Annotated in this window: 9 protein-coding genes; 5 read left to right on the forward strand and 4 right to left on the reverse strand. The window is 73.4% G+C overall.

The features are described from left to right. The first annotated feature begins 4 nt into the window (after positions 1 to 4). Positions 5 to 541: a DUF2165 domain-containing protein gene (locus tag AB0J12_RS08510; protein WP_363263469.1), complete on the forward strand. Its 537-nt coding sequence runs from the start codon at positions 5 to 7 to the stop codon at positions 539 to 541. On the opposite strand, the gene AB0J12_RS08515 is transcribed toward AB0J12_RS08510, so the two are convergent. The 3 genes from AB0J12_RS08515 to AB0J12_RS08525 form a co-directional block, all read right to left on the reverse strand. Continuing rightward, positions 534 to 1085, reverse strand: a complete 552-nt coding sequence (locus AB0J12_RS08515) for a L,D-transpeptidase (RefSeq protein WP_363263470.1) — start codon at positions 1083 to 1085, stop codon at positions 534 to 536. The genes AB0J12_RS08510 and AB0J12_RS08515 overlap by 8 nt on opposite strands. Before the next feature lie 82 nt (positions 1086 to 1167). Further along, positions 1168 to 3753 carry a bifunctional FO biosynthesis protein CofGH gene (locus AB0J12_RS08520; protein WP_363263472.1) on the reverse strand — a complete coding sequence of 862 codons (2586 nt, stop codon included), beginning with the start codon at positions 3751 to 3753 and terminating at the stop codon, positions 1168 to 1170. 51 nt (positions 3754 to 3804) lie between these two features. Next, positions 3805 to 4653: an LLM class F420-dependent oxidoreductase gene (locus tag AB0J12_RS08525; protein ID WP_363263473.1), complete on the reverse strand. Its 849-nt coding sequence runs from the start codon at positions 4651 to 4653 to the stop codon at positions 3805 to 3807. Positions 4654 to 4797: 144 nt separating this feature from the next. Between AB0J12_RS08525 and AB0J12_RS08530 the strand changes: the two genes are divergently transcribed. From AB0J12_RS08530 to AB0J12_RS08545, 4 genes are all read left to right on the forward strand, one after another. Continuing rightward, positions 4798 to 6321, forward strand: a complete 1524-nt coding sequence (locus AB0J12_RS08530) for a CehA/McbA family metallohydrolase (RefSeq protein ID WP_363263474.1) — start codon at positions 4798 to 4800, stop codon at positions 6319 to 6321. A gap of 18 nt (positions 6322 to 6339) precedes the next feature. Then, on the forward strand, positions 6340 to 6729 hold the full coding sequence (locus AB0J12_RS08535) for a nitroreductase/quinone reductase family protein (protein WP_363263475.1): 390 nt from the start codon (positions 6340 to 6342) through the stop codon (positions 6727 to 6729). A 160-nt stretch (positions 6730 to 6889) separates the two neighbouring features. Then, a complete protein-coding gene (locus tag AB0J12_RS08540) occupies positions 6890 to 9835 on the forward strand; it encodes a BTAD domain-containing putative transcriptional regulator (RefSeq protein WP_363263476.1) in 2946 nt (981 codons plus the stop codon). A gap of 191 nt (positions 9836 to 10026) precedes the next feature. Further along, complete coding sequence (locus tag AB0J12_RS08545; protein ID WP_363263477.1) at positions 10027 to 10206, forward strand: hypothetical protein; 180 nt, start codon at positions 10027 to 10029, stop codon at positions 10204 to 10206. 80 nt (positions 10207 to 10286) lie between these two features. Here the strand turns inward: AB0J12_RS08545 and AB0J12_RS08550 are convergent, their stop codons facing one another. Beyond that, the gene (locus AB0J12_RS08550) at positions 10287 to 10865 is read right to left on the reverse strand and encodes a hypothetical protein (protein ID WP_363263478.1); all 579 of its coding nucleotides are present in this window, start codon (positions 10863 to 10865) and stop codon (positions 10287 to 10289) included. Positions 10866 to 10973 lie beyond the last annotated feature (108 nt).

The raw sequence follows: 10973 nt of genomic DNA on the forward strand, positions 1-10973 counted from the left end.
CGGCATGACCACCCCCACCTCACGCGCGCTTCCGCTCGCCGCCGGGCTTCTCACCGGTGTGCTCGCGCTCTACATCACACTCGTCGCCTTCGGGAACATCACCGATTTCGGGACGAATCAGGCGTTCGTCCAGCACGTCCTGGCCATGGACACCACGTTCAAGGACGACGACCTGATGTGGCGGGCCATCACCGGCAAGGGCCTGCAGAACGCCGCCTACGTCGCGATCATCGCGTGGGAGACCCTCGCCGCGCTCGTGCTGATAGCCGGGACCGTCTGCTGGGCGCGCCGGGACCACGCCCGCGCCCGGCGGCTGTCCACCTACGGCCTGCTGATGCTGATGCTGCTGTTCGGCGCCGGGTTCATCGCGATCGGCGGCGAGTGGTTCGCCATGTGGCAGTCGAAGAACTGGAACGGTCTCGACGCCGCGACCCGCATCTTCCTGATCAGCGGCGTCGTGCTCATCGTCAACCACCTGGCCGGCCAGGACCCCGTCACCGCCGGGCACCGGGCGCCCGCCGAGGAGCAGCCCGCTAGCTGACGACCGCGACCGTCGTCCCCGGCGTCGCGAACGTCCACAGCGCCGCCCCGTCGGCCGCCCGCATCCGGATGCCGCCCGTGCGGCTCCCCGCGGCGGGCGGCGGCGGGGAGGAGCCGTCGACCGCGTTGGAGAACGCGATCGACACCCCCGATTTCGCCGTGAAGTACACGATGTGCTCGATCCGCACGCCGTCGGAGCCGGTCGTGGTCTCGCGCCGCGTCGACACCTTGTACGTCCCCGGGTCGGGGCTGACCGTGCCCGCCCACACCGCGAACGTGCGGCGCGGGGCGTCGCTCGCGTCCACCAGCCACAGCCGGTGCCGACCGAGCGAGTACACGACCCGCCGCCCGGTGCCCGAGCCGTCCGGGACCGCGGGCGGCACCGCGGGCGCCGGGTGCGGGCGCGCCGACGCGCCCGGCCGGGCCGCCGACGCCGTGGGCTTCGCCCCCTGGTCGGCCTGTACCGTCAGCGCCGCGACCGCGGCGACCGCGCCCACGGTCAGCGCGGTGGTCCAGGCCCACGAGGGCAGCCGTCGGGCAGGCACCGCTACGCATCTCCTCAGTCTCCGGCCCCCGGCATGTCGGGGGCCGGATCATCGTACTGCCCTGGCGTGGGCGCCCCGCCGGTCAGTCCAGCACCGGCAGCAGTTCCGGCAGGTGGCCGTCCGAGGCCTCGGCCGCGCGCCGCCGTTCCTCCGGGACCTCGCCGTACAGCGTCGTGCGGGGCCTGGCCGGGCGGCCCGCCGCCTCAGCCACCGCGATCAGGTCCTTGACCGACTTGTAGGAGCCGTAGGAGGAGCCCGCCATGCGGGAGATCGTCTCCTCCATCAGGGTGCCGCCCAGGTCGTTGGCGCCGGAGCGCAGCATCTCGGCGGCACCCTCCGTGCCGAGCTTGACCCAGCTGGTCTGGATGTTCGGGATGTACGGGTGCAGCAGCAGCCGGGCCATCGCGGTGACCGCGCGGTTGTCCCGCATCGTGGGGCCCGGGCGGGCGATGCCCGCGAGGTAGACGGGCGCGTTGGTGTGCACGAAGGGCAGGGTCACGAACTCCGTGAAGCCGCCTGTGCGCTGCTGGATCCGGGCGAGCGTGCGCAGGTGGCCCAGCCAGTGGCGGGGCTGGTCGACATGGCCGTACATCATCGTCGAGGAGGAGCGGATGCCCAGCTCGTGGGCCGTCTCGATCACCTCGATCCAGGTGGCCGCGGGCAGCTTGCCCTTGGTCAGCACCCAGCGGACCTCGTCGTCCAGGATCTCGGCGGCCGTGCCGGGGATCGTGTCCAGGCCGGCCTCCTTGGCCGCCGTCAGCCACTCGCGGATCGACATGCCGGTGCGGGTCGCGCCGTTGACCACCTCCATCGGCGAGAACGCGTGCACGTGCATGCCGGGGACGCGCGCCTTCACGGCCTTCGCGATGTCGAAGTACGCCGTGCCGGGCAGGTCCGGGTGGATGCCGCCCTGCATGCACACCTCCACCGCGCCGACCTCCCACGCCTGCTGGGCGCGGTCGGCGACCTGGTCGAGGGAGAGCGTGTAGGCGTCGGCGTCCGTGCGGCGCTGGGCGAAGGCGCAGAAGCGGCAGCCGGTGTAGCAGACGTTGGTGAAGTTGATGTTCCGGGTGACGATGTACGTCACGTCGTCACCGACCGCCGACCTGCGCACGTCGTCGGCCACCTGGCACAGGGCGTCCAGCGCCGCCCCGTCCGCGTGCAGCAGCGCCAGCGCCTCGGCGTCCGTGAGCTTGGCCGGATCGTCGGCGGCCGTGCGCAGCGCCTGGCGGACGTCGGTGTCGATGCGCTGCGGCGCCATGCCGGGGGCGGCCGCCTCGCGCAGGGCGGCCCAGTCGCCGTACACCTCGTCGAAGTCGTCGCGGCGGTCGGACGTGCGCCCCTCGGTGTCGATCGAGGTGTGCAGGTCGGTGCGGCCGGTGGCGGTGAAGACCTCCTCCGGTTCCTGCCACGGGTGGCCCTCGACGACGGCGTCCTCGCGGGCCAGGCCGGTGTCCGGGTCGGCCAGGGCGCGCACGTGCGGCAGCAGCCGCGGGTCCAGCCAGGGCTCGCCGCGCCGCACGAACTCCGGGTAGACGCAGAGCCGTTCGCGCAGCTCGAAGCCCGCCGCGCGGGACTTCCCGGCCAGCTCCTCGATCTGCGGCCAGGGGCGTTCGGGGTTGACGTGGTCGATGGTCAGGGGCGACACCCCGCCCCAGTCGTCGATGCCGGCGCCGATGAGCCGCTCGTACTCGGCGTCGACGAGGTTCGGCGGGGCCTGGAGGCAGGCGCTCGGGCCCATGATGAGCCGGGCCACGGCCACCGTGGCGAGAAGGTCGTCCAGTTCGGCGTCCGGCATGCCGCGCATCGCGGTGTCGGGCTTGGCGCGGAAGTTCTGGATGATCAGTTCCTGGATGCCGTGGTAGGCCCTCGACACCTTCCGCAGCGCGAACAGGGACTCCGCGCGCTCCTCGTACGTCTCGCCGATGCCGATCAGCAGGCCGGAGGTGAAGGGGACGGAGGAGCGGCCGGCGTCCTCCAGGACGCGCAGGCGTACGGCCGGTTCCTTGTCCGGGGAGCCGTGGTGCGGGCCGCCCGGCTCCGACCACAGCCGGGTCGCGGTCGTCTCCAGCATCATGCCCATCGACGGGGCGACCGGCTTCAGGCGCTGGAAGTCCGTCCACGTCAGCACACCCGGGTTGAGGTGCGGGAGCAGGCCCGTCTCCTCCAGGATGCGGATGGAGACGGCGCGGACGTAGGCGATGGTGTCGTCGTAGCCGTGCGCGTCGAGCCACTCGCGCGCCTCGGGCCAGCGGTCCTCCGGCTTGTCGCCGAGCGTGATGAGGGCTTCCTTGCAGCCGAGGGCCGCGCCCTTGCGGGCGATGTCGAGGACCTCGTCGGGCGACATGAACATCCCGTGCCCGGCGCGCCGCAGCTTGCCGGGCACGGTGACGAAGGTGCAGTAGTGGCACTTGTCCCGGCACAGCCGGGTGAGCGGGATGAAGACGCTCTTGGAGTACGTGATGACGCCGGGGCGGCCCGCCTGTTCCAGGCCCGCGTCGCGGACCCGGGCGGCACAGGCGGCGAGGCCGGTCAGGTCCTCGCCGCGGGCCTGGAGCAGCACCGCCGCCTCGGCGACGTCGAGGGCGACGCCGTCCCGGGCGCGTTTGAGCGCGCGACGCATGGAGTTCTCGGTGGGGCCGGATCCGGGGGTCGCGGAGGTCGTCATCCTTCGAGGATACGAGCGTGATCGGGAAAGCTTCCGAGGACAGGAGCGCGATCAGGAGAGGTGGGGGGCGTACTCGTCCAGCGTCCGCAGCACTTCCCTCTCCCCGGCCGGGGGCAGTTGCAGCACCACCTCCTCGATGCCGAGGCCGGCGTAGTGGGCGAGCTTGCCCGGGGTCGGGTGGACCGCGTAGGGGACGACCTGGAGGGCGGAGGGGTCCCGGCCCGCGTCGGTCCAGGCCGCGCGCAGCAGGGGCACGGACTCCGTCAGGCCGCGGCCGCCGATCGGGAGCCAGCCGTCGGCGTACGCGCAGATGTCCGCGAACAGCTTGGGGCCGGCCGCCCCGCCGAGGAGGGTGCGCGGGCCGAGGACCGGGCCGCGCGGCGTCCGTACGGGCTTGGGGTGGGCGAGGCTCGGGCGCACGCTGCCGAACTCGCCCTCGTGGCCGGTCGGTTCCGGGGCCCACAGGGCCCGCATCAGCGCCATCCGGTCCCGGACGAGGGCCCGCCGGGTCCGCCACGGCACCCCGTGGTCGTCGGCCTCCTCGACGTTCCAGCCCAGGCCGACGCCCAGCGTGACGCGGCCGCCCGAGAGGTGGTCGAGGGTCGCGATCTGCTTGGCCAGGTCGATCGGGTCGTGCTGGGCGACGAGCGTGATGCCGGTGCCCAGGCCCAGCCGTTCGGTGACGGCGGCGGCCTGCCCGAGGGCCACGAACGGGTCGAGGGTACGGCCGTACTCGCGCGGCAGGTCGCCGCCGGCCGGGTAGGGGGTGGTGCGTTCGACGGGGATGTGGGTGTGCTCGGGCAGGTAGAGCCCGGCGAAGCCGCGCTGCTCCAGCTCGCGGGCGAGGCGGACGGGCGTGATGGTCTCGTCGGTGAGGAAGACCGTGACGGAGATACGCATGGGGGGATCTGTACCGCGCGGGACGGCGGTAGTCGATACCGTCCGGTCGGTCCAGATCCGTACGGCGGACACGCGCCGGGCACGCCGCTCCCCGATTCCCTTGCGGTCTACCGGAGTTCACGCCCGCCCGGCACAGTGGCGGCCATGTGTGACGACAGAGCAGACGGAAACGCCATCGGCAGACGCGCCCTGTTCGTGACGGGAGCCGCCGCCGCGCTTACGTTGGGGAGCGTGACCTTCGCTGCAGCGGCTGACGGGGGCCGGGGCGGCCAGGAGACGCAGACCGTGCGCGGCACGCTGCCCCCCGGCGCCCCCGACTTCGTGTACGTCCCGGTCGAAGTACCGACCGGCGTACGGGAGATCAAGGTCTCCTACACCTACGACAAGCCCTCCGTGCCGGCCGGCACCCCGGGCAACGCGCTCGACATCGGCCTCTTCGACGAGCGCGGCACCGACCTCGGCGGCAAGGGCTTCCGCGGCTGGTCGGGCGGCGCCCGCACGGAGTTCTTCGTACGCGCCGACGACGCCACCCCCGGCTATCTGCCGGGCCCGGTGCGCGCGGGCACCTGGCACGTCGCGCTGGGCCCGTACACCGTGGCCCCGCAGGGTCTGACGTACGAGCTGACCATCACGCTCACCTACGGGGAGCCCGGCGAGACGCCGAGGCCCGCGTACCCCCCGGAGCGCGCCAAGGGGCGGGGCCGGGCCTGGTACCGGGGCGACTGCCACCTGCACTCCTGGCACTCCGACGGCCGCCGCACCCCCGCCGAGATCGCCGCCCTCGCCCGGGCCGCGGGCCTGGACTTCATCAACACCTCCGACCACAACACCAACTCCTCCCACCCGCACTGGGCGGCCGTGGCCGGCGACGACCTGCTGGTGATGCTCGGCGAGGAGGTCACCACCCGCAACGGCCACGTCGTGGCCCTCGGCACCGACCCGGGCACCTTCGTCGACTGGCGCTACCGGGCCCGCGACAACCGGTTCGGGAAGTTCGCCCGCCGCGTCCGCCAGGCCGGCGGTCTGGTCGTGCCCGCGCATCCCCACGCCACCTGCGTCGGCTGCAACTGGAAGTTCGGCTTCGGCGACGCCGACGCGATCGAGGTGTGGAACGGGCCGTACACCCCCGACGACGAGGTGGCGCTCGCCGACTGGGACAGCATGCTGGTCGCCTCCGTGCGCGAGGGACGCGACTGGATCCCGGCGATGGGCAACAGCGACGCCCACCGCGACCCGGACCCCGTGGGCATGCCGCAGACCGTCGTCCTCGCCGACGACCTGACCCGCGAGGCGATCCAGGCGGGCATCCGCGCCGGCCGCTCCTATGTCGCCGAGTCCGCCGAGGTCACGCTGTCCTTCGGGGCGAGCGGCGGGCGGGGCCGGCACGCCGGGATCGGTGAGCGGCTGGAGGTGGACCGGGACACCCCGGTGACCGTGCGCCTGGAGGTCTCGGGCGCCCCGCGCTGCACCGTGCGGTTCGTCACCGACCAGGGCGTGCTGTTCACCGGCGCCCCGCTGCCGGTGTCGGGCGCGGGAACCGTGGAGTGGCGCACCACCGCGTCGTACGCTGCCTACGTCCGCGCCGAGCTGCGGCACGAGGCGGCGGCGGGTCCGCTGCCGGGCGCCCTCGCGGCGTTCACCAACCCGGTCTTCCTCGGCCACCGCTGACCTTCGACTGGAGCGTTCGTGTCCCGCCTCGCCGATCTCCGCCACCGGTACACCACCGCGTTCCAGCGCCGCCTCAACCCGGTGCTGCGCCGGCTGCCCACGCAGACGGTGCTGGAGACGACGGGGCGGGTCTCCGGGCTGCCCCGGCAGACCCCGGTGGGCGGGCGGCGGGTCGGCGGCTCCTTCTGGCTGGTGTCGGAGTTCGGGCTGCGCTCGCAGTACGTGCGCAACATCCAGGCGGATCCGCGGGTGCGGGTGCGCGTGCGTGGCCGCTGGTACACCGGCACCGCCCGCCTCCTGCCCGACGACGACCCGGTCGCCCGGCTGCGCCGCCTGCCGCGCGTCAACAGCGTCGGGGTGCGGGTCCTCGGCACCGATCTGCTCACGGTCCGGGTCGACCTGGACTGACCGCCCGGCCCGGCGGGGGCCGCTTCTCCGGGGGGACCGTTTGTGTGGGTCCTGTGACCGCCCGCCCGGCGCCCTGTGATCGGTGTCGCCCACGGCTGACGCATCCGCCACGAACAAGGCAAACTGACGGGGTTGCTCGGGATCTCCAGGGGGGACGGCGATGGACGGTGTTCCGCGGGTGCCGGAGCAGAGGCGCCCTGACTCCGCGGCGGAGTCGGCGGCCTTGCGCTTCGGTGTGCTCGGCCCGGTGCGGGCCTGGCGCGGCGAGGACCCGCTGGCGACCGGTTCCCCCCAGCAGCGGGCCCTGCTCGCCGCGCTGTTGCTGCGCGAGGGCCGCACGGCCACGGCCGCCGAACTGATCGACGCCCTGTGGGGCGAGGAGCCGCCGTCGCAGGCGCTGGCGGCGCTGCGCACCTACGCCTCCCGGCTGCGCAAGGTGCTGGACGCGGGCGTGCTGGTCAGCGAGTCCGGCGGCTACGCGATCCGCGGCCCGCGCACGCTCGACCTGGCCCTCGCGCAGGACCTGACGGCCGAGGCGGACAAGGCCCGGGCGGCCGGGGACCTGTGCCGGGCCCGCGAGGCACTGCGCCGGGCGCTCGCCCTGTGGGACGGGGAGGCGCTGGCGGGCGTACCGGGCCCGTACGCGGAGGCGCAGCGGGTCCGTCTGGAGGAGTGGCGGCTGCAACTGCTGGAGTCCTGCCTGGACATGGACCTGGAGCAGGGTTGCCACGCCGAGGCGGTCTCCGAACTCACCGCGCTGACCGCCGCCCACCCCCTGCGCGAGCGGCTGCGCGAACTGCTGATGCTGGCCCTGTACCGCAGCGGCCGCCAGGCGGAGGCCCTCGCGGTGTACGCCGACACCCGCCGCCTGCTCGCCGAGGAACTCGGCGTGGATCCGCGCCCGGACCTGCGGGAACTGCAGCAGCGGATCCTGCGCGCCGACCCGGCGCTGGCTCAGCCCTCCTCGGCGCCCACCGAGCCGGTGACGCCGCGGCCGCGCCCCGCGCAACTGCCCGCCACTGTCCCGGACTTCACGGGCCGGTCGGCCTTCGTCCGCGAGCTCGGCGAGATCCTCGCCTCCGCCGAGGGCCGGGTGATGGCCGTGTCGGCGCTGGCCGGCATCGGCGGCGTCGGCAAGACGACGCTGGCGGTGCACGTCGCCCACCAGGCCCGCGCGGCCTTCCCCGACGGGCAGCTCTACGTCGATCTGCAGGGCGCGGGAGCGCGGGCCGCCGAACCCGAGACGGTCCTCGGCTCCTTCCTGCGCGCCCTCGGCACGGCGGACTCCGCGATCCCGGACTCCCTGGAGGAACGGGCGGCGCTGTACCGCTCGGTGCTCGACGGCCGCCGTGTCCTGGTCCTGCTGGACAACGCCCGCGACGCGGCCCAGGTACGGCCTCTGCTGCCGGGCACGGCGGGGTGCGCGGCGCTGGTGACCTCCCGGGTGCGCATGCTGGACCTGGCCGGGGCGCACCTGGTCGACCTGGACGTGATGGCGCCGGACGAGGCGCTGGCCCTGTTCACGAAGATCGTGGGCGAGGAGCGGGTGGGCTCGGAGCGCGAGGCGGCGCTGGACGTGGTCGCGGCGTGCGGCTTCCTCCCGCTGGCGATCCGCATCGCGGCGTCCCGTCTGGCGGCCCGGCGCACGTGGACGGTGTCGGTGCTGGCGGACAAGCTCGCCGACGAACGCCGGCGCCTGGACGAACTCCAGGCCGGGGACCTGGCGGTGAAGGCGACGTTCGAACTGGGCTACGGCCAGCTGGAACCGGCCCAGGCCCGCGCCTTCCGTCTGCTGGGCCTGGCCGACGGCCCGGACATCTCCCTCGCGGCGGCCGCGGCGGTCCTCGATCTGCCGGCCGAGGACACGGAAGACCTCCTGGAGTCCCTGGTCGACACGTCCCTGCTGGAATCGGCGGCGCCCGGCCGCTACCGCTTCCACGACCTGGTGCGCCTCTACGCCCGCGCCTGCGCGGAGCGCGACGAATGGCCGCCGCGGGAACGGGATGCGGCCGTGTCCCGCCTCCTGGACTTCTATCTGTCCACGGCAGCGGGCGTGTACGCGGTCGAACGGCCGGGGGACCGGCTGGTGGACCACCTGGCGGGCACCGAGTATCCGGGGCTGGTCTTCGCGGACCGCCACGCGGCCCAGGACTGGCTGTACGCGGAGGCACACACCGTTCTGGCGCTGGTGCAGCAGTGCGCCCGCAGGCCGATGCTGCGGCGCGCGGTGGATCTGCTGTGGGCGGTGAAGGACCTGGCGGAATCGGGGGCCAACTCCAAGCAGTACGAGGTCGCCGCGCACGCCCTCAGGGAAGCGGCCGACCTCGCGGACGACCCGCGGTCCCAGAGCCGCGCCCTCGTCACCCTCACCAACGTCCACCTCGTGGCCGGCCGCTTCCAGCAAGCGGATGACGCCGCGCACCTGGCGATGGAACTGGCCCACTCCGCGGACGACCGGGCACCCGTCTGCTGGGCCGCCAACGACCGCGGCATCATCGCGCTCTACCAGAACCGTCACGCCGACGGCGAGGCGTATCTGCGGCAGGCCATCGAGAGCTTCCGCCAGGACCGGAACCTCGCCGGCGAGGCCAGCGCCCTGTGCAACCTCTCACGCATCCACCTGGCGATGGGCGAGGTCACCAGCGCGGTGGACCTCGCGCAGCGGGGCATCGTCATCTACGACCGGCTGGGCCACACCCTGCGCGGAGCCAACGGCCGCTACGCACTCGGTCTGGCACTGACCGGACAGGGCGACCTGGACGCTGCCGTGGACCGCCTGACCGAGGCGCTCGAGGTGTTCCGGGACAGCAGGCAGCGCCTGTGGGAGGGAATGACCCTGTTCCGGCTCGCGGAGGCCCGTCTCGCCGGCCGGCAACCGGCCGGCGCGGCCGCCCTCGTCGAGCAGGCGCTCGCCCTGCTGCGCGGCATCGGAGGCGAATGGCGGCGCGGCAACGTCCTGACCGTTCTCGGCCGTGCGCTGCAGGCTCTCGGGCAGAGCGGCCGGGCGCACGCCTGCTGGCAGGAAGCCCTCGGCATCTTCGAACAGCTGGGTTCGCCCGAGGCCGCGGACGTCCGTCTCCTGCTGGCTCCCTCGGCCGTCGCGTAGCGCACGGCGGCACGTTCATCGTTCGTTTATCGCGGGCAGGCAGTCTCGTCCTGTCGATCCGTCGCGTCGGGGGGCAGACGGGTCAGCGGTGATCACCACCGCTAGGGTGAACGACCCTGATATGCCCGCCCGGCGGCCATCGGGGGAGCTGCCGGGCGGGCTTCGCCACCATTCAAGGGAGTTGCAGATCGATGAGCGATGCCAAGAAGGACTCCACGGTCAAGCCGCTCGACAACCACGCCACGGACGTCGACACCGTCACCACGCTCGACAACCACGCGACCGACGAGCAGATCACCACGCTGGACAACCACGCCACCGGCATCCCGATGAAGCCGCTCGACAACCACGCCACGGACGAGACCGCGTGATCTGACCACCTCCGCAGGGGGATCCGGCCGCGGCGGCACGGAGGGGGAGTCGCCGCGGCCGTGGCTTTTCCGCTCGGGGTTCAGGGGGTCGACGTCACCGGGTCCGCCAGTTCGCCGACCTTGCAGCGGCGGACCGTGGCCGCGTTGCCGACGACGTACTCCTTCGTGGCGGTCGTTCCGCCTGCGGGGACCTCGACGTGGTCCACTTCGGAGTCGACCAGCTTGCCCTTGGCGTCCAGGAAGCTGATCCGCACCTCGAAGGTGCCGTCCTGGGCGTTGGGGTTGCGCAACTCCACTGTGGCGTACGGCTGTTTCCTCGTCGCGCAGCTCACCAGCTTGACGATCGCGCCCTGCTGGGGCGTCGCGGTCGCGGCGGCGGCGCTGTCGTCGGCGTAGCTGTCGTCGCCGGCGTAGGTGTCGTCGTCATCGTCGTCGTAGGCGTCGTGGTCCTGATGCGAACTGCTGCAGCCGCCCCCGCTCGAACTGTGCCGGCTGCTGCTCTTGCCGCTCCTGGAGGAGCCGGACTTGGACTTGCTGACCTTGCTGCCGCCGCTGCTGCCGCCACTGCTGCTGTGGCTGCCCGTGGAGAACCCCGTCAGCGACAGGACCACCAGCGCCGACACGGTCAGGAACCTGAACTCGCGACCCCATCTGCTCATGGGGTCACCCTAGGGGCGGCTGGTCACGGACATGTCACCGCGCGGCGACCGTCCCGTACCCCGCGCGGTGTCGGCCGTGGCAGCGGCGCGGCGGCCGCTCCAGGCACC

It is taken from the genome of Streptomyces sp. NPDC049915, from assembly GCF_040656475.1.
Taxonomy (GTDB): Bacteria; Actinomycetota; Actinomycetes; order Streptomycetales; family Streptomycetaceae; genus Streptomyces.

What these genes read in the sequence shown, in the direction of transcription:
- AB0J12_RS08510 (WP_363263469.1), top strand. Translation starts at nt 5, where the DNA reads ATGACCACCCCCACCTCACGCGCGCTTCCGCTCGCCGCCGGGCTTCTC.
- AB0J12_RS08520 (WP_363263472.1), bottom strand. Translation starts at nt 3,753, where the DNA reads ATGACGACCTCCGCGACCCCCGGATCCGGCCCCACCGAGAACTCCATG.
- AB0J12_RS08525 (WP_363263473.1), bottom strand. Translation starts at nt 4,653, where the DNA reads ATGCGTATCTCCGTCACGGTCTTCCTCACCGACGAGACCATCACGCCC.
- AB0J12_RS08530 (WP_363263474.1), top strand. Translation starts at nt 4,798, where the DNA reads ATGTGTGACGACAGAGCAGACGGAAACGCCATCGGCAGACGCGCCCTG.
- AB0J12_RS08540 (WP_363263476.1), top strand. Translation starts at nt 6,890, where the DNA reads ATGGACGGTGTTCCGCGGGTGCCGGAGCAGAGGCGCCCTGACTCCGCG.
- AB0J12_RS08545 (WP_363263477.1), top strand. Translation starts at nt 10,027, where the DNA reads ATGAGCGATGCCAAGAAGGACTCCACGGTCAAGCCGCTCGACAACCAC.
- AB0J12_RS08550 (WP_363263478.1), bottom strand. Translation starts at nt 10,865, where the DNA reads ATGAGCAGATGGGGTCGCGAGTTCAGGTTCCTGACCGTGTCGGCGCTG.